A 24,374-nucleotide genomic window follows, 5' to 3' on the forward strand; every position below is an offset into this window, starting at 1 on the left:
CCACAATAAAACGCATAGTATCAAGTTTTCAACACCTGATACTATGCGTTTTTCTTATTTGAAAGACTTTTGACTCAGTCTCTTTACTTAATCTTCTTGATACTTTGACTAAGAATAAATCCTACAATCATCCCTACTATATTTTGCATGAAATTTGGTAGAATTTCTGGTAGGGCTGATGCCCAGCCATTCATCAAAGTAGAACCCAAGGCGTAACCCCCTACCATGGCAATCGTTGCTAAGATAAGGCCTAACCACTGAGTTTTTCCTTTAAATCCTGCGAAAAATCCCTGCAAGCCATGGTTGACCAAGCTAAAGAACATCCACTGAGGATAGCCTGATAAGAGGTCAATCAAGAAACCTGCTAGTCCTCCGACTACAGCCCCTTCGCGACTACCAAAGTAGAAGGCCGTAAAGAAGACACCCGCATCTAAAAGAGTTAGAATGCCTGTCGGTGTTGGAATTTTTAAGAAATAACCTAAAACCACAGAGAGGGCGGTTAATAGGGATACAAGGGCGATTTTAGTTGTTTTGGTTTGCTTCATATTGTCTTACTCCATACTGATCTGCTTGTGCGATGGCACGGTAAACGAAAGCCTTAGAGCTTTCTACTGCTGCTAAAAGTTCATCACCTTTAACCAAGTTACTGGCAATGCTTGAGGCAAAGGTACAACCTGCACCAGCATTTTGCCCTTGGATAACAGGATTTTCTAGGACTGTAAAGTTTTGTCCATCATAAAAGACATCCACAGCCTTGTCCTGACTAAGGCGATTGCCTCCCTTGATAATGACTGCTGGCGCTCCTAAGTCATGCAATTTCTGAGCTGCAGTTTTCATGTCTTCCAAGGTTTTAATTTCCTGACCTGCCAATAATTCTGCTTCAGGAAGATTAGGCGTAATCACACTGACATAAGGGAAGAAGCGAATCAATTCTTGGCAGAGTTCACTTACAGCTACGTCGTGTGTTTCCTTGCAAACCAAGACAGGATCCAGAACCACAGGCACTCCTGGGCGTTGTTTGATAAAGTCCAAAGCCTTCTCAGCCACACTGACAGTAGGAAGAAGACCAATCTTAATTCCCCCAAACTCCACATCACGCAAGCTATCTAATTCATGTTGAAAAATGGCATCGTCAGTTGGAAAGACTTCAAAGCCCTTTTCCGTCAAGGCTGTCAAGCAAGTCACTGCTACAAAGCCATGCAAGCCGTTCAAGTTATAGGTAGCCAAATCAGCTGACAGGCCACCACCACTAAAAATATCATTCCCAGAAAGTGCTAAAATACGATTATTCTTCATAACGAATCTCCTTTAAATATAAACCATTTGGTGCTGCAGTGGGACCTGCAAGCTGCCTGTCCTTTTTCTCCAAGATGAGGTCAATCTGCTCTACTGGCATACGGTTGTTGCCGATTTTGAGCAGCGTCCCCACCATATTGCGGATCTGCTTATACAAGAAACCATTTCCTGAAAAGGTAAAGGTCAAAAACTGACCTGTCTCATTAACTGTTAAACTAGCTTCTGTGATGGTTCGAACCTTATCCTCTACACTAGTCCCAGAGGCTGTAAAGCCAGTGAAATCATGGGTTCCCTCTAACTTTTTGATTGCAATCTGCATGCGTTCCACATCGAGTGAATAGGGAAAGTGAGTGGCATAGTGACGGCGCATAGGATTCTTGGGACGGCCCCTATCCACGATAAACTCATAGGTCTTACTGTGCTTGGCATAACGGCAATGAAAATCATCCGCCACAAGCTCAATCGAAATCACATCAATATCTTCAGGGGACTGGGTGTCCAAAGCAAAACGGAGCTTCTCCTCATCCATTTGATAAGGCAGGTCAAAATGAATCACCTGTCCCAGGGCATGAACCCCACTATCTGTCCTACCAGCACCGTGAACAGTAATAGCTTGCCCCTTATTTAACCTGGTCAAGGTTTTTTCTATTTCTTCCTGAACGCTACGCGCATGGGGCTGGCGTTGAAAGCCCGCAAAGGCGTAACCATCATAGGAAATAGTTGCTTTATATCTCGTCATAACTTCTATTTTATCAAGAAAATAATCTGAAAACAAGGTTCAAAAACAAATATTGTCTGGGTGCAAAATTCACAAAAAGAAAAACTTAGGAAACCAATCCTAAGCTCTCTTTTGAAGTAAGTACATGACAAAGATAGAGGTTACAATCAACCACCCTCCTAAGATACTAAAGACCAACATACCATTGTGACTTAGTAAGCCAATCGCACCTAGAACGAATGGAGTCGTAAAAGCTCCGAAACTACAGCCTAATACAGCAAATGAAGTTGCTTGATTGAGGAGTTTAGCTGGAATTCGTTCAGAGACCAGTTGAAAGACCGTCGTCAAGGCTACACTGTAGGCAAAACCAGCCAGAATACTCCCTGCCACTACCACCCACAAGGATGGAGACAAGGCAATCACAATTTGCCCTAAGCCGAAGGTAATACCAGACCAGAGGAGCAATTTTTCCTTAAAGATAGAAATCAAGAAAGAAAAACTCACCCCAGCCACAATCCCGATTAACTGCATGACACTAAGAACAAAACTAGATAACTGGGCATCTCCAAGTCCTCTTTCCACCATCAAACTTGGAATACGGATGGTAATAGCTGTATTGGTACAAACTACAACTGCCGCTTCAATAGCTAGGGTAAAAATCAAGCCTTTCATTTCTCGAGTTAAGCGACTTACTTCCTTCGCTTTTTTCTTGACTTCTTTCTTTTCCTTTCCATAAGGGACAAAGAGCAGATAAAGGGTCAGTACCAAAAATCCAGCACTATAGGCTAGGAAGGTAGCTGTCCAACCGAAGGCCAACAATTGGCCGACTGCCAAGGTAATGAGAGAAGCCCCAACGACCTCTGCAGAACCGCGTAGCCCTAACATCTGAATTCGCGTTTTTCCTTGATAGCGTTCACTGATAATGGAAATGGCCTTGGCATTAATCATCCCAACACCCAAACCAAAAAGAATCCGTGTTCCAAAAACAAAGGGGTAGGCTTGATACCAGAAAGGTGCGATTCCACTAAGAGATAATATTAGCAAGCCCAAACTAATCTGTAATCGCTCAGGAAATATTTTTTCTAAGAAACCATTTAGTAATAACATAATCATGATTCCAAAGGAAGGCAAGCTCGCCAAGAGCTCAATTTGTTCCTTAGGATAACCTTGATAATAGTCAAACATGGCTGGCAGAGCACTCGAGATGGAAAAGGATGTAATCAAAACGAGGGAGAGAGCCAAAATACTGGCCCGTTCTAAAAATTGTTTCATGAAATCTCTTTCTATATTTCTCTTAATCTTCTACTTTTTTGATAGTTATCAAACAGGCAAGAAAAGAAGAAGCCTCTTTATTGTATAGACTCCTTCTTAAACTCGAAAATGAATCCCTTGTGTCTTAGGATGACTTTCTCTTGGTTTGCTTGATCAAGTAGAAGATAAATCCTGCCACCATATAGGCAACAAATATAATCAGACACCACTTGAACACGACATCCCACCCCTTGTTCACATTCAAAAAGAAGTAAGGGAAGGGACTGACCTTAGAATTAGGAACATCAAGTTTCAGTACCAAGCCATTAAAAAGAGCAAAAATCATATAAAGTAAGGGTAAAATTGTCCACACAACTGGATCCCAGATTTTGTATTGACCCTGTTTGTCAAAAAAGAGGGTATCTGCTAAAAACCAGAGGGGAACGATATAGTGGCAAAGGAAATTTTCTAGAGTATAGAAATTAGTCGCAATAGGCGCTAATAGGAAATGGTAAATCACACAGGTAATCATGATACTCATGGTGACCCCACCTTTTAAGCGCAAGAGGCTTGGCCTTTGCCAGTTTTCACCTAAACGGCTCATAACCTTTAGGAGATAGAGCGTAAAAATCGCGACTAAAAGGTTGGACAGAACAGTGTAATAGAGAAGCATCCCAAATCCACCATGCTTGGCGATTTCAAGATAAACTCCCGTAAAAGCCGCTAGAAACAAGAAGATACGGCTATAAAATACAAGTTTGTAGTGCTTTGACATGCTTAAATTTTCTTCACAAACTCTGATTTGAGTTTCATGGCACCGAAGCCATCAATTTTACAGTCGATATTGTGGTCGCCTTCTACGATGCGGATATTTTTCACGCGCGTCCCTTGTTTCAAATCTTTTGGCGCACCTTTTACTTTCAAGTCCTTGATGAGGGTTACAGTATCACCGTCAGCCAATTTATTCCCGTTGGCATCGATAGCAACAAGGCCCTCTTCTACATCTGCAACTTCAGCAGGATTCCACTCATGAGCACACTCTGGGCAAACCAGTAGGGCACCGTCTTCGTAGACATACTCTGAGTTACATTTTGGGCAATTTGGTAAGTTGTTCATGGTTTCTCCTTATCATCATTCACTATTCTTTGAAAATCAAAATTTCTCGAACAGCAACTATTATACCTTAAAATCAGCATTTTGACAAATGAGTCGCCGGAGAAGCAAAGAAAAAATCATGTAACTTTGTCTGCTACATGATTTTTAAAAGATAGTTTATCATGAGTAGTGATACAGAAACTCATGATAGAAAGGGATGCATTTATCTTACAAACCTGGTGCTTGTCCAAGTTCTGCGGCAAGCATCCAGATTGTTTTATCAGTTTCAGTTTTAGCATCTGAGAAGATACCGTTTGTCACATCATCACCCTCTTCATCAGTGACATCCAAACCTTTTTGGAAGAGTTCTGACAAGTAACGGTAGATAGCAAGCACACGTTCCAAGCTTTCTTCAACATTACGGTATTCACCAGCTTCTTCTTCGATTTCACTATTTTGAAGGAATTCTGTCAATGTAGAGAATGGGCTACCACCAAGTGTAATCAAGCGTTCGCTGATTTCATCCAATTGGCCATCAAGAGCTTCCATATACTCATCCATTTTTGGATGCCATACAAGGAAACCACGACCACGCATGTACCAATGCACTTGGTGCAAAGCAACGTGAGCTACATACAAATCAGCAACAGCTTGGTTCAAGACTTCCTTTGTTTTTGCCAATGCTACTGGCGCTGCTTTTGTTAATGATGTTACGTCTTTTACTGCTTCTTTTTTCAATTCTACCATTTTATTTTACCTCATTCATTATTATTTGTAAGCACTTCTTAGTGTTTACTCTCTTAGTATACTACTAAGGAAAACCAATAGCAAGCCAAATGACTCACATGAGAAAAGTTGCAATAGACTGATAATTTAAGAAAAGTTTGACATTATTTTATTAGCTGATTTAATCAGATTGGCTTGAAAATTGGCTATGGTAAAGATCATAATAAAAAACCTTTCGCTTGGAGTACACTTTCGTGATTTCCCTGCTAAATAATCTGTCCATCCTTAAGAACGAGAATCTTATTTGCTTCTTGAATGGTCGAAAGGCGGTGTGCAATGACAAAGCTGTTCCTTCCTTTCATCAATCGTTTCGTGATTTTTTGAATCAAGAGTTCCAAACGGGTATCAATAGAGGAAGTCGCTTCATCCAAAATGAGAATTTTAGGATTGTCTAGGAGAGCACGCACGATGGTCAAGAGTTGTTTTTGCTCGAGGGAAATATTGCTGGAGTCTTGGTTCATCTCCATGTTATAACCACCAGGAAGAGTTCGGATAAAATGGTCTACATTAGCCGCTTTGGTAGCAAAAAAGAAAGGACGATATTTGTCCTTTCTCGATCTTAGCTTTTCTTCAACCCAATAATGTTGATAAAGAGTCGATTATTTTACAAAGTCAAGCAATGCCAAGAAGCTTTCAGCTTCAAGTGACGCACCACCAACAAGGGCACCATCAACGTCTGGGCAAGCCATGTATGAAGCAACGTTTTCAGGTTTAACAGAACCACCGTATTGAACACGAACTTTGTCCGCAACTTCTTGACTAAAGTCAGCAGCTACAACGTCACGAACAACTTTACACATTTTTTGTGCGTCGTCTTGTGAAGCTGATTTACCAGTACCGATAGCCCAGATTGGCTCGTAAGCGATAACTGAGGCAGCAACTTGTTCAGCAGTCAATCCAGCCAATGCAGCAGATACTTGAGCACCTACAAACTCAGCAGCTTTACCAGCTTCGTAAGTTTCAAGTGACTCACCACAACAGATGATTGGAAGCATACCGTTTGCAAAGATTGCTTTTGCTTTTTTGTTGATATCTTCGTCAGTTTCATGGAAGTAGTCACGGCGTTCTGAGTGACCGATAACAACATAGTCAGTACCGATTTCTTTCAAAACTTGTGGGCTTGTTTCACCAGTGAAAGCACCTGCATTTTCAAAGTAGCAGTTTTGAGCAGCAACTTTAAGGTTTGAGCCTTTTGCAGCAGCAAGAACAGTTGTCAAATCAAGAGCTGGAGCTGCGATACCTGCTTCAACAAGATCTGATGAAGGAAGTTTTGATGCAACTGCTTCAACAAATGCTTTAGCTTCTTCTGGATTTTTGTTCATTTTCCAGTTACCAGCGATAAATGGTTTACGTGACATTTCACATACCTCTTTTTTCAATTTATTTTCTATTTATTTTATCACAATTAGACACAGCTTGCAAATCTTACTCGGATTTCAAGCTTGCTTCCAATGATTAATCCTTCCAGAGATCCATAGCATTTCTGAAATCTGTAGATACCTGTGTCAACTGAGGATTGCTTGCTTCTCTCTCTGCTCGTTTAGCCTCGATTTGAGCCACACTCTTGACACCTTCATGGCGCCAGTTTCTTAAAATCGCCTGAATGTACTTCCAGTTTGGTTTTCCATTCAAAACCGCTTCACGAAGAGCCTCCTTAATCAAGTCAGCACTGGTCCCATCTTCCTTTAGTGTCTTGGTCAAATCCTCAATCTCAAAAGGCGTCAACAAGCGCCCCAACTCCTGTTGGAAGGTTTCCACCAAATCCTTGAGTTGATTTTGAGATGTCAACTGGTCTGAACTCGAATGAGCAACTCCAAACAAGTCATCCAAACGTTCCAAAGCTAAACTAGCATCAAAAAGCAATTCGATTTCACCATTTAATTCGATGGTTCGATACTGAAGCAGTCCCCTTTCCGTCAGATTGGAAATAGCCTGATTGACATCCGAAATTTCCTTGCCAATCCTTTCAGCAATCTGGCTTGGGGACATTTCTTCTAAGCCTGTCGTATTTTGCAAATAGAAAAATTGCCAGACCAGAAAATCGTCGCTAGAAGGAAAGAGTTCCTTAAAATGCAAGAGCAGGGCACTCGGTAAAACCAAGTTCCCTGATTTAAAAGCGTCTAAATATGTCATAATTCCTCTTATAAATACCCAAAAGCAGATGCATCATCTTCTATTTTTCTCCAATCAAAAGGCGTCTCCTGATAGACCGCATAATTAACCCAGTTACTGAAAAAGAGGGCTGCTGATGAAGACCAACAAAGACAAGGTGTCTGGTTGACATCATCATCCTTAAAGTAATTTTCTGGAATATGTGGATCTAAACCTGCGTCACGATCTCTAAAATACTCTTTTGCCAAGGTATCACGGTCATATTCCAAATGCCCAAAACTATAAATTTCTCGTAAATCACGACTAGCCAAAATCGAAACCCCAACCTGAGGACCCTCTGATAAAACCTCGAGATTGGTTTTGTTTAAGACCTCTTCCTTAGAAATCTCCGTGTGCCGTGAATGAGGGGATACATAGCTATCGTCAAAGCCTCTAAAAAGAAGATGACCTTCCTTTAAGGTGTCCTGAGGATAGATACCCGATAACTTACTGTCCATCTGGTATTTTTCAACCCCATAACGCAGATAGAGTCCTGCCTGAGCCCCCCAACAGATATGAAGGGTCGAATAGACATGGGTCTTGGACCACTCAAGCACCTGGCTAAATTCCTCCCAATAGTCCACTTCCTCAAATGGTAAATGCTCAACTGGAGCACCCGTGATAATCATGCCATCAAAATACTCGTCCTTAACTTCAGGAAAAGTTTTATAAAAGGTCTCCATGTGCTCTGAACGAGTTGTCTTAGAACGATGGCTTTCCATATAGAGAAAATCAATATCCAGTTGCAAGGGCGTATTGGCCAAATGGCGCAACAGCTGGGTTTCTGTGACCATTTTCTGTGGCATAAGATTTAAGATTAAAATCTTCAAAGGACGGATGTCTTGGTGGGCTGCACGTTGATCATCCATGACAAAGATATTCTCTGTCCGTAAAATCTCAACAGCTGGTAATTTTTTATCAATTCGAATCGGCATAACCCTCTCCTAACTGTATTCTTTCAGGAATCATTGCATATGTTTGAAACTCTTCGAAAATCAAATTCAAACCGCGTCAACGTTGCCTTGCCGTACTCAAGTACAGCCTGCGACTAGTTTCCTAGTTTGCTCTTTGATTTTCATTGAGTATGAAACTAAATCTCAAACACTTAGTCCTTTTATTATACTGCAAGAAGATATAGTTTTCAATTATACTTTTTCTCTAACTAGCTATAGTCTATTTTTATATCCTAATGTAGAGAAAACAGCCCTAGGGACTGTTTTTCATTAATAATGCATAAGAACTTTGTAATCGTAGTCACCGATTTTTTCACGGCCGTTCAATTCATCCAATTCAACAAGAAAGGCACAACCTGCTACAACACCACCAAGTTTTTCAATCATCTCGATAGTTGCCTTAACAGTTCCACCTGTTGCCAAGAGATCATCTACGATAAGAACACGTTGACCTGGCTTGATGGCATCAGCGTGCATAGTCAAGGTATCAACACCGTACTCTTTTTCATAGTCAGCAGAAATAACTTCGCGTGGCAATTTACCTGGTTTGCGAACAGGTGCAAAACCAATTCCCAACTCAAAGGCAACTGGACAGCCCACGATAAAACCACGAGCCTCAGGTCCCACGATCATGTCGATTTTCTTGTCAGTAGCATACTGAACAATTTCACGAACAGCATAGCTATAAGCATTTCCATCAGCCATCAAAGGACTAATATCACGGAAAGTAATACCTTCCTTCGGATAATTTTCAATTGTTGCAATATAATCTTTTAAATTCATCTTTTTCTTTCTTTCAAAGTTTTTTACTCTCTATTATAGCATATTTTTTAAGAAAGAAGAAAGGAAAAGTTAACATCAATGATTATCTAACGATTTGACGATTTATAACTAGCCATAGCAATAAAGCCCAAGTTCTTTTTATTCTTAGCGAACATTTTATACATAGTTAAAAACTGCTTTCTATTCTCCTTTTTACAAGCATTTACACAAATTTTCAAAGTTCCTAACCAACCTTCGTCATAAATCATACCTGATAATTTCATTAACGTCATTTCACCAGTCAATACTTTCACATCACAATAACCTGATTCTATCATCACCTCTTCCCAACCATCTTGAGTTAAAGGACCTACATTTACATGAATTGCTTGTGACAGTTCCTGTCTGACAGACTCTTTAGCTTCCTTAAGAAGCACATCATGTGTCAAGAGAAGACCTTCAGGTTTTAAAACCCTTAGATATTCCATTACACATTTTTTCTTAGCTTGATCGGCTTGCATAGTCAGCATAGCTTCGTTTATAACAATATCAAAACTAGCATCTTCATAAGGAAGTTTCATTGCATTTGCTCTTTCAAACCTGATCAAATGACCAACACCTGCCGTTTCAGCAGATTTTTTAGCCACTTCTAAAGCTTGAGCATCCATATCAACAGCAGTTATCTTACAACCAAAACGCTGTGCCAACTCAATTGCTGTAGTTCCTCTATTACACGCAACCTCTAGTATTCTCTTTTCTTTTGAAAATTCTCCTTCCGCAATTAACCAATCTGTGGCACGTTTTCCACCTGGACGTAAGCGTTTTTTCCCCAATTTTGCTAAAAACTTATGACCTGCTTCTGACATTTGAACACCTCTGTTTTTTCTTCATTATAACATAAAATGATATTATCTAATAATTCTAATCTAGTTGTTAATGAACTATAATCAAACGCATACAGTCTGCCATGATTATATCATAAATCTATTAATTAACTCTCTAGTTCGAATTCAATTACTCACGTAGTTTACGCATATAGGTTACGACTACATATTTGTACTTTAGAGTTGCTGGCCTCCTTATCCGCTATATACGCTTTACTATCACGTGCCTATTCATATAGCCAAGATTTCTCTATCTCTTTCTCTGCCGATTCTTATTTCCAACGTCAGACTTAAACAGTCTATCCTAATGCCGTTCGATCAGCTACTCACAATAGTCAGGCTTGGGAATCACTTTTCTATTTACTAGTATATGTACCCACAGAGGACTTACACCTCAGATGAACGGAATGCCCGTCGTACCTAAAAAAAACGAGCACTTTCGTACTCGTTCTCTGATATAAACTACTGATTAAAGTGAGTTTACGTCAACTTTGATACCAACACCTTGAGTAGTTGTGATAGTCAAGTTTGTTACGTAAGTTCCTTTAGCTGTAGCTGGTTTTGCTTTTTGGATTGTTTCGTTGAAAGCTTTGAAGTTTTCAACCAATTTTTCAGCTTCAAATGATACTTTACCGATGATTGCTTGAACGTTACCTGCACGGTCAGCACGGTAAGTGATTTTACCACCTTTAGACTCTTCAACTGCTTTAGCAACATCCATTGTTACAGTACCAGTTTTAGGGTTTGGCATCAAGTTACGTGGCCCAAGGACACGTCCAAGACGTCCAACAAGAGCCATCATGTCAGGTGTAGCGATAACTACGTCGAAGTCCAACCAACCGTCGTTGATTTTAGCAACAAGGTCATCTTCACCAACAAAGTCTGCACCAGCAGCTTTTGCTTCTTCAGCTTTTGCACCACGTGCGAAAACAAGAACTCGTGAAGTTTTACCAGTACCGTTTGGCAATACCATTGCTCCACGGATTTGTTGGTCAGCTTTTTTAACGTCGATGTTCAAGTTGTAAGCAACTTCTACAGTTGCGTCAAATTTTGCAAAGTTAGTTTCTTTTGCAAGTGCTACAGCTTCTTCTACGCTGTATGCTTTTGTGCTGTCGATTTTCTCAAGAGCAGCACGAAGTTGTTTGCTTTTTTTAGCCATTTTCTATTCTCCTTGTAAGTGGTTCAATCGATTTTCATCTCCCACGTCACTTCTCGAAATGATGAAGTCTTGCGGGTTATATTGGGGGTGTTATTGATTAGTCAACAACAGTGAATCCCATAGAACGAGCAGTACCTTCAATCATACGCATTGCAGACTCTACGTTTGCTGCGTTTAAATCTGGCATCTTAGTTTCTGCAATTTCTTGTACTTGTGCACGAGTAACTGTAGCAACTTTAGTTTTGTTAGGTGTACCTGATCCTTTTTCAACACCTGCAGCTTTTTTCAAAAGAACAGCAGCTGGTGGTGTTTTAGTGATGAAAGTAAATGATTTATCTTCGTAAACTGAGATAACAACTGGAATGATCATACCAGCTTGGTCAGCTGTACGAGCGTTGAACTCTTTTGTGAATCCCATGATGTTGATACCAGCTTGACCAAGAGCAGGTCCAACCGGTGGAGCTGGTGTAGCTTTACCAGCAGGGATTTGCAATTTTACAAGTTTTTCGACTTTTTTAGCCATTTTTAAATCCTCCTTTGTGGTTTTGGCGGTAATTAGAGATTTTTACCTCCCACAAGTATGTTTTTCACATACCCATCTATTATACACTATTTATCTGGAATTGCAAGAGAAAAGTTTATTTTTTAATCGACGTAATCTCCGCCTTCAAAGCCGAAATACTCTTCCAAACTGAGGCCACTAGCTGCAATCTCTTTAGCCTCTTTTCCGACATAACGAAGGTGCCATTCCTCAGCCATATAGCCTGTTTCCTTTTCCTTACCTTTAAGATAACGAACAACAAAACCATAATCAGCCGCATGGTCCAAGAGCCATTGGGCCGCTTTTTCTTCTGTCACCAAATCACCATTTGTCCCAATTACATCAAAGGCCAAGCCTGTCTGGTGCTCGCTATAGCCTGGGCGGGCAGAGTAACGGTCTGCTGCAGCCTTTCCATCTTTATTGACATAATCTTGATAGAGCTTAGTCTGAGTCTCGTAACTTCTAAAACCACTGTATTGATCACTAATTGGGAAGCCTGCCTCTTGCATCGCTTTGATGAGTTTGACCAACTCAGCCTTGGCTGTTGGATTTTCCCCTGGATTGTAGTCTTTAGATAATGGATAGTGTTTATTTGCTACGATAATTTCATCGTATTTCCCTTGAATACTGTAGTAGTCACCTTTATTAACCACTTCTGCTTTTTTCTGGGTGGCTTCTTGAGACTTATTTCCGACTGTTCCATCAACTTTGGCTGTTTGTTCTGTCTTAGCTGCTCCATCTTCATTTTTTGCTTTTTCTTGTGAACAAGCTGCTAGACTCAAGGCTAGCAAAGCTGTCAAGATAAGGTATCTTTTTTTCATTTCTACTCCTTTATTTCTAATAGTTTATCTACTTCTATCGATAAACGTTTAACTAATTGTTTAATCTCATCTGGATTTGCTTGGCAGGTTTCTGCTGTCATTTCTTCAAAAGGAACCCACCAAACTGGACCACGTCCTTGGAGACCGTGACCATTCATATCACCTCTTCGTCTAGGAAACAGATGCCAATGAAGGTGGGCATCGCCATTGCCTAGAAGTTCGATATTCATTTTCTCAGCAGCAAAGGCCTTGGCAACTGCCTCTTGGACTAGACTCATTTCCTCTAAAAAACGGAGTCTTGTCTCCTTTTTCAAATGGTGCAATTCGGTGACGTGTTCCTTAGCTAGAAAGAGACTATAGCCTGCAAAATACTGGCGGTCTCCAACCACAAGATAGCCTGTTTCCAACTCTTTGACAAAATAGGGATTTGCTCCCTTCTTGATGAGCTCAATTCTCTGGCAAATCAAACATATATTAGTCTACCAATGCACTCTTAAGATAAGCATCAACCATACGTTCCGTTGCGACCACCGAGTCAATATGAGTGCGTTCATATGAATGACTAGACTCAATACCAGCACCTAGAAGGGCGTGTTTGACTTCTGCCCCTGCAGACATAGCTGCTGAAGCGTCCGAACCATAAAATGGATAGATATCCAGCTTAAATGGAATATCTTGCTCTTTAGCCAAAGCAACCAAGTGTTGACGGAAGTCGTAGTGATAAGGTCCAGAAGCATCCTTGACACAGATAGACACTGTATATTCGTCTGTTTGCTGGTCATCTCCCATAGCTCCCATATCCACAGCCAGATATTCTACTACCTGAGCAGGAATGTTAGAATTAGCACCATGCCCCACTTCTTCAAAGACTGAAAAAACAAAATGAGTTGTTACGGGCAATTCAATCTTCTCTTCCTTATAAATACGAAGCAGGTTAAGCAAGATCGCTGCGCTGACCTTATCATCCAAATGACGAGACTTGATAAAACCTGTCTCTGTCACGACAGTTCGTGGATCAAAGCTGATAAAATCACCGACCTCAATCCCCAAGGCACGAGTTTCTTTTTCATTGGTCACTTTTGCATCCAAACGCACTTCCATATTGTCCTGCGTGCGTTCTGCAGTTCCTGCATCCTTATAGACATGGCAAGAAGTCTGGTGGATGAGGATGGTTCCTGATACTTTTTCACCTGTGCTAGCCACATGAACGGTACAGTTTTCTCCTTCAATCATGTTCCAAGGGAAACCACCGATACGGTCCATTTTGAGACGGCCATCTGATTTGACAGCACGGACAATAGCACCCAGCGTATCCACATGGGCAGTCACATAGCGATGCTCCTCATCATTTTGACCTTTGATGGTCACATTGACACCACCCTTAGCTGTGCGAACCGGCTGGTAACCAAAACCTTCTAGAGTCTTGACTAAATAGTCCGAAACCTCCCGAGTGAAGCCTGTTGGCGACGCAATGGCTGTCAGTTCTTTGATATATTCTACTGTTTGATTCATTTCTTCACCTCTTTTGCTACCTATTATAACACATTTATCATCGGATAAAAAAAGAAAATCACTCCTGTAGACTTGGCTACAAAAGTGATTTTAGTGATTATTCCATTTCAAAAACATCGCTTTCTTGCTTGTTTGGTAGAACCAATGAGAGCAAGATTCCAACAATGGCTGGCACCAACCATGGAAGAGATGCCTTAGCAAAAGGAAGAGCGTTGACAAGATTTGCAAGAAACTCAACCTTAAACGAGCTTCCTAATACGCTTGCAAGGGCAATAGCTGTAACAACAGCAATTGTCAACTGCATACCTGGTTTTGAAAGAGCTACAAATTTGTTGACAATGACAATCATAACGATAGCAATGGTGATTGGGTACAAGATAACCAGTACTGGAATGGAGTACTTGATAATCGCATCAAGACCCAAATTAGCAATGGCAAATCCAATCAAGGTAAAGGCTGTCGCATAAACCTTGTAACTGATTTGTGGGAAACGTTCATTAAAGAACTCAGCTGTAGACACAATCAAACCAACAGTTGTTGTGAAGCAGGTTACGGTAACCATAGCTGCAAGGAAGAGTTGGGCTGTTGAGCCAAAGATTTCTTGAGTGGCTTGTGACAAGATGTAAACACCTGGTGTTCCACCCTTCATAGCTTCAGCTGGTACTGGGAAATGATTTCCAAGGAAGCCTAAACCAATGTATAGAGCGCTGAAGGCAAGGGCAACGACGATACCAACCACCCAAATAGTTGAAATGTATTCTTTCTTACCTGAGAAACCAAGTTGTTTCAAGGTTTGAACTGCGATTACGCTAAAGGCAACTGAAGCAAGGGCGTCCAAGGTATTGTAACCTTCTAGGAAACCTGTACCAAAGGCAGAAGCTTGATAAGCAGCTGATGCAGCTTGAGGACTTGTCCCACCGTATTTGAAAGCTCCTAGTACAACCAAGATGACAATCAAAATCGCAAAGACTGGCGTTAAAATACGGCCGATACGGTCCAAAATTTTTGATGGATTAAGCGAAATCAAATAGGCTGCTGCAAAATACAGAACTGTAAAGACAATCAAACCAAGACCTTTATTTGCATCCGACAAAAGAGGGCTAATCCCTACTTCGTAAGCTGTTGTAGCTGTACGTGGGATAGCAAAGAATGGACCGATTGACAAGTAAAGGACTGAGAGGTAAAGAGTCGCAAACCAAGGCGCTATCTTTGTTGAAATCTCGTAGATATATCCTTTAGGATTTAGCGTTCCAATAATAAGGGTCAAGACGGCGATACCAACGCCTGAAAAGACAAAACCTGCGATGGCAGGAAGAAAATGTTCTCCAGATAGAGCACCTAGAGAAGGCGGAAAAATCAAGTTCCCCGCACCAAAAAATATTCCAAACAGGAGTAAACCTGTTAGGGCACCTTTTTTAGCCATGAAAATCTCCTTCATATTTATAAAATACTGACCTAGTATATCATGAATAGGAGCATGAAAAAAGCTTCACGAAGTAAATATTGAATGTTTTCAAGATTCTTAAAAATAAGAATTATCTAAAAATAAAATCCTCCTACCAAGATCACACTAAGTAGGAGAAAATTCTACTGTTTACAGTTCTTCAAAAGTCATCATTCCACCTTGGACATTGATAACCTCATAACCTTGTTCTGATAAGAATTGGCAAGCACGCGCCGATCTCATTCCAGATTTACAAATAACATAATGTAACTGATCCTTGTCCAATTGATCATAAGTATCAGCTAATTGACTCAGAGGAAGATTCTGAGCACCTTCTAAATGAAGAGCTTCAAACTCCTCCACTTCTCTCACGTCCACTAGAGAAAGTTGGTCATTTTGGTAAAGCTGGTAAAATGCGTCAAAGGTTATTTCTTTCATTCTTTTTCTCCTAATACTCTTCGAAAATCAAATTCAAACCACGTCAGCGTCGCCTTACCGTACTCAAGTACAGCCTGCGGCTAGCTTCCTAGTTTGCTCTTTGATTTTCATTGACTATAAAATGGTTTTAATTCTTTTTTTCAAATCCGGCACCACTTCTGACTCAAACCAAGGATTTTTGGCCATCCAGATTTGATTTCGCGGTGAGGGGTGTATCAGTGGAAAATAGGTTGGCAGATAGTTCTGGTAATGTTTTACCCGTTCTGTCACCTTGCCACTGACTTTCTCCTTTAAATAGTAAGCCTGGGCATATTGTCCAATCAAGAGGGTCAATTGAATATCTGGTAATTCTTGCAAGAGCTGTGGATGCCATTTTTCGGCAAACCCTGCTCGAGGTGGTAAATCACCTGACTTGCCATGCCCTGGAAAGTAGAAATCCATAGGCAAAACAGCAAAATATCCTGAATTGTAAAAAGTGTCTTCGTCAACACCAAGCCAATCTCGCAAGCGGGCACCACTTTTATCTTTCCAATAAAGTCCTGCCTCCTGCGTTTTAAGCCCCGGTGCCTGACCGATGATATTGATGCGAGCAGTTTTTGGCGCTGCAAAGAGAGGCTCGATGCCACGCTCTGTATAGCTGGCATTTTGTGGATCTGACATAATAGCCTGCTTGATTCTTTCAATTTGAGACATCTACTTTCCCTCCAAAAAGAAGTCTAAGCATACAATCTCAGACTTCTATCGTTTTATTTGATCAATTCATAAATAGCTTCGGCATAGATTGCTGCTGCTCGGAAGAGATCATCCAAGGCAATAAATTCATTGGCTTGGTGCATGGTATCAATCGAGTCTGGGAACATGGCACCATAGGCAACTCCGCGTTCGAGCAAGCGACCAAAGGTTCCACCACCGATGACTTGCTCGTGACCTTTAAGACCAGTTTGTTTTTCATAAACATTCAACAAGGTTTGGACAAGTGGATCTTCCATTGGCACATAGTGAGGGGTGTGACCATGTTCAGAAAGGCTAACAGAAGCGACCGGCAAGTTTTCTAGGATTGACTTGATTTGTTCTGGACTTGTTCCTTTTGGATAGCGGATATTAAGGGCAATGGTATTATCAGCGCTTGTTTCATCGAAGCGGAAGACGCCTGCATTCATAGAAAGGGCACCCATCTTTTCATCCACATGAGCAATCTTGAGATTTTCACCCTCATGGTCGTTCAAGAGAATTTTACCAGCGATGTCAAGGTAGTCTTTGGCTGGACCAGCAAAGTCAAACTGGCTAAGGAAGAGGGATAGGTAAGTCGCACCATTAACACCTGAAGCAGGCATAGCACCGTGGGCTGATTTACCAATGATGGTAACCTTGTACTGACCGTTTTCTTCTTGGAGTTCTCCTCTAAGTTTGTGTTCTGCAACAAAGGCATCTAGTTTAGCTTGCAAGTCAGCCAAATCACCTGAAACGACTGCTGTTGCTGATTCTGGTACCATATTTTCACGTAAACCACCTGTGAAGCTATGAAGACGGGCAGCACCAGTATTTTCGCCTGCAAAGTGGAGGTATTCAGTAATATTTCCTTTTTCACCATTGATGATAGGGAACTCAGCGTCTGGAGAGAAACCAAAGTCTGGTTTTGCAAGTCCTACGTGTTCGAAGTAGTAATCCATGTCTGCCCAGCCTGATTCTTCATCAGTTCCGACGATGAAGCGAACTTTCTTAGAAGTTGGAAGGCCCAATTCTTTGATGATTTTCAAACCATAGTAACAAGCTGTTGTAGGACCCTTGTCGTCCGAAGCCCCACGCGCATAAAGGCGACCTTCTTTGATAGTTGGTGTGTAAGGGTCTGTGTCCCAACCGCTACCAGCTGGAACCACATCCATATGGGCAAAGATTCCGAGAACTTCTTCTCCTTCACCAAACTCAAAATGTCCTGCATAGTTGTCAACATTTTTAGTTGGGTAGCCATCACGGTCTGCAATTTCAAGGAATTTCTCCAAAGCTTTTACCGGCCCAGGTCCAAATGGATGCTCAGCATCAACCTTGCTGTCATCACGTTCAGAGTTGATTTCCAAAAGACTAAACAAGTCAGCCAAGAGGTCTTCTTTGCGTTTTTCTACTTCTGCTGTAAAATCAATTGCTTTCATTTTTTCTTCTTTCTATCTTTTCTCGATGATTTCATCTACTGGCAAGCGGTAACTTGGTTCCAATTTTTCGTCTGTGTATCCCACTGTAATCAAGAGTTCTGGGCGGAAACGGTCTTCAATGTCCAAAACTTCATTGACTTTTGATTTGTCAAATCCAAGGATAAGATTTGATCCGATTCCTTGGTCTGTAAGAGCGAGAACCAAGTTCATAGCAACCAAACCTGCATTGAGGGCTAGGTAGTCGCTGACTTGTTGTTCATTGTAACGGGCAAATTCCGCAGGTAAATTCTTCATAAAATATTGAAGTTGTTCTTCAGAAAAGTTATTAGCACCACCAACTCGGGCAATCTTACGAGCACGTTTAGCCAAATCTGTGTCTATAAACAAGGCAATAGTTACAGGCGCTGATGATACCTGTTCAAAGTTTGAACCGTAAGCCAATTTTGCTAGTTCGGCATTTTTCTCACGAACCACCACAAATTTCCAAGGCTGGCTGTTGTGGGCACTTGGTGCCAAGGTTGCAATTTCGATAGCCGTACGCACATCTTTTGGATCAACAGGTTTGTCAGTGAAATGCTTGGTCGCATGACGTTTTTTATTTAATTCAAGAAATTTCATAATCGATTTCCTTTTCTAATTCTACTGCTTCCATTTTACCATATTTTGAAAGAGCTTGCAGGGATTTTTCATAGTATCTCTTGGTCCAAATTATTCTTTTTTAAAAACCAAAATATAATTTTTATAAAAACCTAAGGTAGCAACTGATAAAAGTATCACATCAAAAATGATAATTGCAACAGATAGCCCGGACGATAAAGCAATTTTATGGCCTGCTGTATCTGTAATTCGTTCTAAATGAAAATTTTTAAGTACCAAATACAGATAATAGCTGTTCAATAAACTCGATATATAACCAATTAAAATCTGGGATTTCAATTTTGTAAATATCCATAAACCTAACAAAGGAAGGGCTATTATCAACAAGGGAAAACCAAATAAGATAACCGTCAAAAAAAGAAAAATTGGTCCATTCCAAATCCACAGACAATAAAGAAGGCAGAGATAAGAAATTACATATACTGTCCCTAATATTTTATTGCTTATTTTACTTATTTTACTCATTTTCTCTCCATTCTATTATTCCTTGTTCCGCTACTTGAGCTAATTCCTCTTCTTCCTGCGGATTCAACTTCCTCTGCACAGCCTCTGCAACCGCTCTAGGTACTCCAACTTCGACAATCTCATCCACACTGGCTTCCTTGATTTTAGTGAGAGACTTGAAATGCTTCATGAGATTCTGCTTGCGTTTAGGTCCCAGCCCTTCAATTCCATCCAGTTGTGATGAAAAGGAATTTTTGGAGCGCAGTTGGCGGTGGAAAGTAATGGCAAATCGGTGGACCTCATCTTGAATGCGTTGGAGGAGGAAAAACTCCTGAGAATTGCGAGACAACTCCACCACCTCAAGCGGATCTCCAAAGAGCAATTCATGGGTTTGGTGCTTATCATTCTTTTGCAGACCTGCAATGGGGATATCCAAGCCCAGCTCCTCTTGAATGACTTGCTTGGCGATATTGACCTGACCTTGTCCCCCATCGATGACAATCAAATCTGGAGGAGTCAAACCGTCACGCTGTACTCGACCATAGCGCCTGCGAACGACTTCTCTCATGCTGGCATAATCGTCCGGTCCAACAACGGTTTTTATCTTGTACTTACGGTAATCCTTCTTACTCGGTTTACCGTTAACAAAGACCACCATGGCTGAAACAGGACTGGTTCCCATGATGTTGGAGTTATCGAAAGATTCGATACGGACTGGGGTCGGAATTTGGAGCAAGCGTCCTAGATTTTCAATAGCTCCTTGTGTCTTTTCGACAGATTTTTCTAGCAGATTGAACTTCTGCTCCAGACTAACACGAGCATTTTTTATGGCTAGATTGACCAGTTGTTTCTTCTCTCCACGCTGGGGTTTGAGAATCTTAGTATCCACTAAGGCCTCGACGGCTTCTTCATCAATATCCTGCGGAATCAGCACTTCATTGGGTACTAGGTGGGATTTTTCTTGATAGAATTGTCCCACATAGGTTAAGAAGTCCTCGTCCGGATCATTGTAATAAGGGAAAAGATTGACGTCTCGCTCGATGAGCTTACCCTGACGGACAAAGAAAACCTGCACACACATCCAGCCCTTATCCACATAGTAGCCAAAGACATCCCGATTTTGGAGATCCTTAGCCATGACCCGTTGCTTGATTCGAAGCGTTCCAATAGCCTGAATTAGGTCACGGTATTCCGCCGCACGTTCAAATTCCATAGTCTGGGCTGCCGCTGCCATTTTGCCCTTTAGGTCATCAATGATTTTGTCATCCTGCCCTTTTAGAAAATCGGAAACCTCCTGAGCCATAGACTTGAAATAGGCCTCATCCTTCTTACAGATGGTGTGGGCCATACATTGACCGATATGATAGTAAAAACAGACCTTAGATGGTGGATTGGTACACTTACGAAAAGGGAAAATCCTATCCAGCAACCGCTTGATTTCATTGGCCGCCCCCACATCTGGATAAGGTCCAAAGTAGAGACCTCCGTCCTTCTTGACCTGTCGGGTAATAATCAAACGAGGATAGCGTTCATTGGTGATTTTGATGAAAGGATAAGACTTGTCATCCTTGAGCATGATATTGTATTTAGGCTTATTTTCCTTGATCAGATTAATTTCTAGGAGAAGTGCCTCAATATTGGACTCAGTAACGATAAATTCAAAATCCACAATTTCGGACACCAGAGCTTCCGTCTTGGTATCATGACTTCCACGAAAATAGGACCGCACACGGTTTCGCAGATTTTTAGCCTTTCCTACATAGATAATGGTGCCGTTTTTATCCTTGTGAATGTAGCAACCAGGGCTGGTCGGTAAGAGCTCTAGTTTTGATTTAATCAAGTTATTCATAGTTCCATTATAGCAAAAAAGTAGGGAAAAATAGTCCCCTACTCATTGGTCTCATATATTTTTCGGAGGTTTGCAACATCCTCTTCCTGGATACCATAAAAGGAACCCGCAGGTTGCATGACAGACTTCTCATCTGTATGGTCCAAGCCAATTGCATGACCCAACTCATGTTCTGCCGTATGGACAATACGCTCATAGGAATAGCCATAGTTAGGATTGGACAGATAATAATGATTCAACCGTACCGTTACAGACAAGAATTGCCCCGTTAATAGATTGGTCTGACTTTCTGCCTCTCCTGCCACAGGAGTGCCTCCGTCATTCATCTCCGTAGCCATAATATCTGCCTTACTAGACTCAGTCACAATTTCAAAGTTAAAAGCACCTGTTTGATTCCAGTTCTGAATTGCTTCTACATAAGCTTCTTGAAAGCGTGAATCCATCTGGGGATCCAGGTAAATACGAGCAGAAGCCTGTGGCCACCTTCCTTCAGAGTGTTGGTGGCTATCTGTCTGGCTCAACTTAGGCAGTTGCCCAGTTTTTTCCCATTGGTCAATACTTTGTTGACCAATCTTGACTGACCGTTCTGCTTGCTTTAGCGCTCCTTGAAAATCCCCGTTCAGATACCAGAGAAGACCGAAAGCAAGAGCACATAAGATTACAACTATCCAAATCAGGCGCCAAAACAAACGCCACACAAAAGAAAAGAAAGCCCCTATCAAACGAAAAATCCAGCGCATTTCCCTCCACCTTTCTAGCAAATAAAGTCTATTTTACTAAAACAAGCTGAAAGAAAGCTAAATTATGACAATCTCTCTTCTAATTTGAAATCAATTGGCAGAGTTGCTAGAAACCGTTCCAATTGTTTTTCCCAATAATACCACTCGTGAGTTCCAGCGCTATGGCTATAGGTCACATCAAATCCTATTTTTTTGAGGTTTTTCACTGCCAGATTATTGGCTGCATACAAGAAATCCTGTTCACCACACCAAGCCCAAAGCTTGGTCTTTTTATCCGATTTTTTAGCCAGACTTTCTAGAGAATAGGGACTAGTTGTCCAGTCTTTAATTTCTCCAAACACACCCCTCCAATAAGCTGGTGTTCCCAAATCTTGGCTTTCAGGAGAAAAATCTTGAAAACTAAGGGCACCTGAAAAACTAGCTGCGTGAGAAAAACGATTTGTAGCAAGAGCCAGTTTGAAGCAGCCATAGCCTCCCATAGAAAGACCAGCGATAAAGGTCTTTTCACGCTTGCTGGTCATGTTAGGGAAGAAGCGTTTTAGAACCTGTGGCAATTCCTCTGCTAGAGCTGTGTAATAGTCAAAACCATACTGAGTATCTGTGTACCAACCGTTGCTGGTATTGGGCATAACAACGATAAGATTGGTTCCTCGAAGTAAGCGTTCTACATTGGTCCTCTTGAGCCAACTATTATGGTTGCCAGACATCCCGTGCAAAAGGTACAAGACAGGGATATCTGTACAATCTGGTTCTTCCACTCGATTAGCATCAGGATAGAGGACATTCACTCCCCACTCCATATCCAAAACTTGTGAGTAATACTCGATTTTCATTACTGCCATAATTTTTTCCTCTATTTTTCTATAAGAAAAAGCCGAAACTCGACTTTCTCTCTGTTTATTTCAACGATTATTTTGCTTCCATGACTACTGGTAAAATAGCTGGACGACGCTTGGTTTGGTCAAAGAGATACTTGGTCAGATTATCACGAACCTTCCCTTTTAGATCTGCCCAGTCAAAGTCATCTCCTTGAAGATAGTCTTCTACCGTTTGGTTAATCAATTCTGAACTTTCACGGAGAATATCGCGACTCTTCTTGAGATAAACAAATCCACGCGTGTGAACACGAGCCTTGGCCACAATTTTCTTCTCACGACGGTTAACGGTGATTGCTACGATGAAAATACCATCCTCTGACAAGACCTTACGGTCACGAAGGACTACATTACCAACATCACCAATGGCATTCCCGTCAATCAAGACATCCCCTGCCGAAACCGAGCCAGCTGGGACAAAGTCACCATTCTCATAAGCCATGCTGGTTCCCTTTTTAGGGATGAAAATGCGTTCTGGCAACATCCCTACTGCCATAGCAGCCTTAGCATGGGCATCCAACTCACGGTATTCCCCTTGAATTGGGAAGAGATACTTGGGTTGCAAGAGATTGATCATCAACTGCAAATCACGCGCATTTCCGTGTCCTGACACACGCAAGCTTTGGGTGATCAGTTTGACAACCCCGCCAGCTTGGTAAATCATGTTTTCCACACGCGCCATAACTGCTTCTTTGGCGATAGACGGAGTGGTTACGATATAGACCAAATCACCGTCCTTGATTTCCACATAACGGTGGCGACCAATCGACATCTTGCGAAGACCGTTGATAGGCTCACCCATACGACCTGTCTCAAGGATAATCAACTCATGGTCTTCAAAGCGAGACATATCTTTTGGCTTAATCAAAAGACTCTCGTTAGCTAGAGACAATTTCTTCAGTCGAATAGCCGTGCGGACGATATTTTCAATATCAAATCCTGTCAAGACCACACGGCGGCCTGTTGCATCCGCAGCGTCAAACACCTGCTGGATACGAGAGAGGTTGCTAGCTACTGCTGCAACAATGATACGACCATCCCAGTCCGAAATGGTTTGAGTGATCTCGTCCCCAACTTCACTTTCGCTAGCCACTTGGATATTACTGTCCGCATTGGCTGAATCGCTAAGAAGAGCTAGAACTCCATCACGACCGATTTCTGCCAAACGAGCGAAGTCTGTCGCGTAGGATTCACTAGCCGTCTGGTCAAATTTGAAGTCACCTGTATAAACGATGCTACCTTCAGCTGTCTTCAAGACCACACCCAGACTTTCTGGAATCGAGTGGGTCGTACGGAAGAAGGACACTACAGTTCCTCCAAAATCTATCTCCGTATCCTCATCTATAACATGGAAATCATTGAATTTCTTAACTGTGTCATTTCCTTTGACAAAGAGTTTTGCCAACTCAATGGTCAACTCAGACCCAAATACAGGCACCTTGGCTTCAGCCAAGAGATAAGGCAGAGCACCAATGGCATCCGCATGACCATGGGTCAAAAAGACGCCAGCGATACGGTCGCTATTTTCAAAAAGGTAGTCCATATTTGGAATAACGACATCCACCCCTAGTTGTTCATTTTCAGGGTATTTCAGACCTGCATCCAAAACGAAAATAGATCCATCGATTTCAGCGATATACATATTTTTCCCGTTTTCACGTACACCACCAAGTGTTGTTAAACTGATATTACTCATTTTGCCTCCGAAAGCTTTGTTTATCTTGATTATAGGGTTGCTTACCCTCTTATTCTAAAAGCACTATTACTTTTAGCCGAATCCTTTCCTACCATTATACCATTTTTTTAATGATTTTCAAAATGAAGATTTGTTTTCAAAAAAGAGCTGGCTGC

The 24,374-nt window shown here is 41.4% G+C and carries 27 protein-coding genes and 1 pseudogene; all 28 read right to left on the reverse strand.

From position 1 onward, the window contains the following. Positions 1–83: 83 nt before the first annotated feature. On the reverse strand, positions 84–545 hold the full coding sequence (locus JJN14_RS07620; RefSeq protein WP_201058324.1) for an ECF transporter S component: 462 nt from the start codon (positions 543–545) through the stop codon (positions 84–86). Then, on the reverse strand, positions 523–1,296 hold the full coding sequence (locus tag JJN14_RS07625; RefSeq protein ID WP_070478558.1) for a bifunctional hydroxymethylpyrimidine kinase/phosphomethylpyrimidine kinase: 774 nt from the start codon (positions 1,294–1,296) through the stop codon (positions 523–525). The genes JJN14_RS07620 and JJN14_RS07625 overlap by 23 nt, the downstream gene beginning before the upstream one ends. Beyond that, positions 1,286–2,035 carry a tRNA pseudouridine(38-40) synthase TruA gene (gene truA / locus JJN14_RS07630; protein WP_049510665.1) on the reverse strand — a complete coding sequence of 250 codons (750 nt, stop codon included), beginning with the start codon at positions 2,033–2,035 and terminating at the stop codon, positions 1,286–1,288. The genes JJN14_RS07625 and truA overlap by 11 nt, the downstream gene beginning before the upstream one ends. Before the next feature lie 99 nt (positions 2,036–2,134). Next, entirely contained in the window at positions 2,135–3,286 is a 1,152-nt protein-coding gene (locus tag JJN14_RS07635; protein ID WP_201058325.1) for an MFS transporter, read from the reverse strand. A 124-nt stretch (positions 3,287–3,410) separates the two neighbouring features. Further along, a complete protein-coding gene (locus tag JJN14_RS07640) occupies positions 3,411–4,040 on the reverse strand; it encodes a Pr6Pr family membrane protein (RefSeq protein WP_201058326.1) in 630 nt (209 codons plus the stop codon). 2 nt (positions 4,041–4,042) lie between these two features. Beyond that, positions 4,043–4,381: a zinc ribbon domain-containing protein YjdM gene (locus JJN14_RS07645; protein ID WP_001061584.1), complete on the reverse strand. Its 339-nt coding sequence runs from the start codon at positions 4,379–4,381 to the stop codon at positions 4,043–4,045. A 207-nt stretch (positions 4,382–4,588) separates the two neighbouring features. Continuing rightward, on the reverse strand, positions 4,589–5,107 hold the full coding sequence (locus JJN14_RS07650; RefSeq protein WP_004237560.1) for a Dps family protein: 519 nt from the start codon (positions 5,105–5,107) through the stop codon (positions 4,589–4,591). 160 nt (positions 5,108–5,267) lie between these two features. Continuing rightward, positions 5,268–5,673: pseudogene (locus JJN14_RS07655) on the reverse strand (ATP-binding cassette domain-containing protein); the annotation flags it as partial. Between the two features lie 72 nt (positions 5,674–5,745). After that, positions 5,746–6,504 carry a triose-phosphate isomerase gene (gene tpiA / locus JJN14_RS07660; protein ID WP_201058327.1) on the reverse strand — a complete coding sequence of 253 codons (759 nt, stop codon included), beginning with the start codon at positions 6,502–6,504 and terminating at the stop codon, positions 5,746–5,748. Positions 6,505–6,601: 97 nt separating this feature from the next. Continuing rightward, complete coding sequence (locus JJN14_RS07665; protein WP_201058328.1) at positions 6,602–7,279, reverse strand: DnaD domain-containing protein; 678 nt, start codon at positions 7,277–7,279, stop codon at positions 6,602–6,604. Between the two features lie 8 nt (positions 7,280–7,287). Beyond that, complete coding sequence (gene metA, locus JJN14_RS07670; RefSeq protein WP_201058329.1) at positions 7,288–8,232, reverse strand: homoserine O-acetyltransferase MetA; 945 nt, start codon at positions 8,230–8,232, stop codon at positions 7,288–7,290. Between the two features lie 288 nt (positions 8,233–8,520). Beyond that, the gene (locus tag JJN14_RS07675) at positions 8,521–9,033 is read right to left on the reverse strand and encodes an adenine phosphoribosyltransferase (RefSeq protein WP_001049318.1); all 513 of its coding nucleotides are present in this window, start codon (positions 9,031–9,033) and stop codon (positions 8,521–8,523) included. Between the two features lie 86 nt (positions 9,034–9,119). Continuing rightward, complete coding sequence (locus tag JJN14_RS07680; RefSeq protein WP_125410111.1) at positions 9,120–9,878, reverse strand: class I SAM-dependent methyltransferase; 759 nt, start codon at positions 9,876–9,878, stop codon at positions 9,120–9,122. 487 nt (positions 9,879–10,365) lie between these two features. Next, positions 10,366–11,055, reverse strand: coding sequence for a 50S ribosomal protein L1 (rplA, locus tag JJN14_RS07685; RefSeq protein WP_001085675.1), 690 nt, complete (start codon positions 11,053–11,055; stop codon positions 10,366–10,368). Positions 11,056–11,152: 97 nt separating this feature from the next. Then, the gene (gene rplK, locus JJN14_RS07690) at positions 11,153–11,578 is read right to left on the reverse strand and encodes a 50S ribosomal protein L11 (RefSeq protein ID WP_001085807.1); all 426 of its coding nucleotides are present in this window, start codon (positions 11,576–11,578) and stop codon (positions 11,153–11,155) included. A 122-nt stretch (positions 11,579–11,700) separates the two neighbouring features. Then, positions 11,701–12,417, reverse strand: coding sequence for an LD-carboxypeptidase LdcB/DacB (gene ldcB, locus JJN14_RS07695; RefSeq protein ID WP_201058330.1), 717 nt, complete (start codon positions 12,415–12,417; stop codon positions 11,701–11,703). A gap of 2 nt (positions 12,418–12,419) precedes the next feature. Beyond that, the gene (locus JJN14_RS07700) at positions 12,420–12,890 is read right to left on the reverse strand and encodes an HIT family protein (RefSeq protein WP_201059150.1); all 471 of its coding nucleotides are present in this window, start codon (positions 12,888–12,890) and stop codon (positions 12,420–12,422) included. Position 12,891: 1 nt separating this feature from the next. Then, entirely contained in the window at positions 12,892–13,929 is a 1,038-nt protein-coding gene (locus JJN14_RS07705) for a M42 family metallopeptidase (RefSeq protein ID WP_201058331.1), read from the reverse strand. Between the two features lie 97 nt (positions 13,930–14,026). Then, positions 14,027–15,352 (reverse strand): branched-chain amino acid transport system II carrier protein, encoded by a 1,326-nt coding sequence (gene brnQ / locus JJN14_RS07710; protein ID WP_201058332.1) that lies wholly within the window; start codon positions 15,350–15,352, stop codon positions 14,027–14,029. A gap of 171 nt (positions 15,353–15,523) precedes the next feature. Continuing rightward, a complete protein-coding gene (locus JJN14_RS07715; RefSeq protein WP_070478540.1) occupies positions 15,524–15,811 on the reverse strand; it encodes a rhodanese-like domain-containing protein in 288 nt (95 codons plus the stop codon). Between the two features lie 114 nt (positions 15,812–15,925). Next, positions 15,926–16,504, reverse strand: coding sequence for a uracil-DNA glycosylase family protein (locus JJN14_RS07720; RefSeq protein ID WP_201058333.1), 579 nt, complete (start codon positions 16,502–16,504; stop codon positions 15,926–15,928). 53 nt (positions 16,505–16,557) lie between these two features. Beyond that, positions 16,558–17,958: a dipeptidase PepV gene (gene pepV / locus JJN14_RS07725; RefSeq protein WP_201058334.1), complete on the reverse strand. Its 1,401-nt coding sequence runs from the start codon at positions 17,956–17,958 to the stop codon at positions 16,558–16,560. Between the two features lie 12 nt (positions 17,959–17,970). Beyond that, on the reverse strand, positions 17,971–18,576 hold the full coding sequence (locus JJN14_RS07730) for a nitroreductase family protein (RefSeq protein WP_201058335.1): 606 nt from the start codon (positions 18,574–18,576) through the stop codon (positions 17,971–17,973). 90 nt (positions 18,577–18,666) lie between these two features. Further along, positions 18,667–19,080, reverse strand: a complete 414-nt coding sequence (locus JJN14_RS07735; RefSeq protein ID WP_236253685.1) for a hypothetical protein — start codon at positions 19,078–19,080, stop codon at positions 18,667–18,669. Continuing rightward, on the reverse strand, positions 19,073–20,908 hold the full coding sequence (uvrC, locus tag JJN14_RS07740; RefSeq protein WP_201058336.1) for an excinuclease ABC subunit UvrC: 1,836 nt from the start codon (positions 20,906–20,908) through the stop codon (positions 19,073–19,075). Before uvrC ends, JJN14_RS07735 begins: the two co-directional genes overlap by 8 nt. Before the next feature lie 38 nt (positions 20,909–20,946). Beyond that, positions 20,947–21,648 (reverse strand): M57 family metalloprotease, encoded by a 702-nt coding sequence (locus tag JJN14_RS07745; protein WP_125429430.1) that lies wholly within the window; start codon positions 21,646–21,648, stop codon positions 20,947–20,949. A 62-nt stretch (positions 21,649–21,710) separates the two neighbouring features. Then, the gene (locus JJN14_RS07750; RefSeq protein WP_094753435.1) at positions 21,711–22,490 is read right to left on the reverse strand and encodes an alpha/beta hydrolase; all 780 of its coding nucleotides are present in this window, start codon (positions 22,488–22,490) and stop codon (positions 21,711–21,713) included. A gap of 67 nt (positions 22,491–22,557) precedes the next feature. Continuing rightward, entirely contained in the window at positions 22,558–24,219 is a 1,662-nt protein-coding gene (locus JJN14_RS07755) for a ribonuclease J (protein WP_094753434.1), read from the reverse strand. Positions 24,220–24,374 lie beyond the last annotated feature (155 nt).

The organism is Streptococcus mitis (genome assembly GCF_016658865.1).
Classification (GTDB): Bacteria; Bacillota; Bacilli; order Lactobacillales; family Streptococcaceae; genus Streptococcus; species Streptococcus mitis_BT.

Coding starts and splice junctions, on each gene's coding strand:
- JJN14_RS07620 (WP_201058324.1), bottom strand. CDS start 545: ATGAAGCAAACCAAAACAACTAAAATCGCCCTTGTATCCCTATTAACC.
- JJN14_RS07625 (WP_070478558.1), bottom strand. CDS start 1,296: ATGAAGAATAATCGTATTTTAGCACTTTCTGGGAATGATATTTTTAGT.
- truA (WP_049510665.1), bottom strand. CDS start 2,035: ATGACGAGATATAAAGCAACTATTTCCTATGATGGTTACGCCTTTGCG.
- JJN14_RS07635 (WP_201058325.1), bottom strand. CDS start 3,286: ATGAAACAATTTTTAGAACGGGCCAGTATTTTGGCTCTCTCCCTCGTT.
- JJN14_RS07640 (WP_201058326.1), bottom strand. CDS start 4,040: ATGTCAAAGCACTACAAACTTGTATTTTATAGCCGTATCTTCTTGTTT.
- JJN14_RS07645 (WP_001061584.1), bottom strand. CDS start 4,381: ATGAACAACTTACCAAATTGCCCAAAATGTAACTCAGAGTATGTCTAC.
- JJN14_RS07650 (WP_004237560.1), bottom strand. CDS start 5,107: ATGGTAGAATTGAAAAAAGAAGCAGTAAAAGACGTAACATCATTAACA.
- tpiA (WP_201058327.1), bottom strand. CDS start 6,504: ATGTCACGTAAACCATTTATCGCTGGTAACTGGAAAATGAACAAAAAT.
- JJN14_RS07665 (WP_201058328.1), bottom strand. CDS start 7,279: ATGACATATTTAGACGCTTTTAAATCAGGGAACTTGGTTTTACCGAGT.
- metA (WP_201058329.1), bottom strand. CDS start 8,232: ATGCCGATTCGAATTGATAAAAAATTACCAGCTGTTGAGATTTTACGG.
- JJN14_RS07675 (WP_001049318.1), bottom strand. CDS start 9,033: ATGAATTTAAAAGATTATATTGCAACAATTGAAAATTATCCGAAGGAA.
- JJN14_RS07680 (WP_125410111.1), bottom strand. CDS start 9,878: ATGTCAGAAGCAGGTCATAAGTTTTTAGCAAAATTGGGGAAAAAACGC.
- rplA (WP_001085675.1), bottom strand. CDS start 11,055: ATGGCTAAAAAAAGCAAACAACTTCGTGCTGCTCTTGAGAAAATCGAC.
- rplK (WP_001085807.1), bottom strand. CDS start 11,578: ATGGCTAAAAAAGTCGAAAAACTTGTAAAATTGCAAATCCCTGCTGGT.
- ldcB (WP_201058330.1), bottom strand. CDS start 12,417: ATGAAAAAAAGATACCTTATCTTGACAGCTTTGCTAGCCTTGAGTCTA.
- JJN14_RS07705 (WP_201058331.1), bottom strand. CDS start 13,929: ATGAATCAAACAGTAGAATATATCAAAGAACTGACAGCCATTGCGTCG.
- brnQ (WP_201058332.1), bottom strand. CDS start 15,352: ATGGCTAAAAAAGGTGCCCTAACAGGTTTACTCCTGTTTGGAATATTT.
- JJN14_RS07715 (WP_070478540.1), bottom strand. CDS start 15,811: ATGAAAGAAATAACCTTTGACGCATTTTACCAGCTTTACCAAAATGAC.
- JJN14_RS07720 (WP_201058333.1), bottom strand. CDS start 16,504: ATGTCTCAAATTGAAAGAATCAAGCAGGCTATTATGTCAGATCCACAA.
- pepV (WP_201058334.1), bottom strand. CDS start 17,958: ATGAAAGCAATTGATTTTACAGCAGAAGTAGAAAAACGCAAAGAAGAC.
- JJN14_RS07730 (WP_201058335.1), bottom strand. CDS start 18,576: ATGAAATTTCTTGAATTAAATAAAAAACGTCATGCGACCAAGCATTTC.
- JJN14_RS07735 (WP_236253685.1), bottom strand. CDS start 19,080: ATGAGTAAAATAAGTAAAATAAGCAATAAAATATTAGGGACAGTATAT.
- uvrC (WP_201058336.1), bottom strand. CDS start 20,908: ATGAATAACTTGATTAAATCAAAACTAGAGCTCTTACCGACCAGCCCT.
- JJN14_RS07745 (WP_125429430.1), bottom strand. CDS start 21,648: ATGCGCTGGATTTTTCGTTTGATAGGGGCTTTCTTTTCTTTTGTGTGG.
- JJN14_RS07750 (WP_094753435.1), bottom strand. CDS start 22,490: ATGGCAGTAATGAAAATCGAGTATTACTCACAAGTTTTGGATATGGAG.
- JJN14_RS07755 (WP_094753434.1), bottom strand. CDS start 24,219: ATGAGTAATATCAGTTTAACAACACTTGGTGGTGTACGTGAAAACGGG.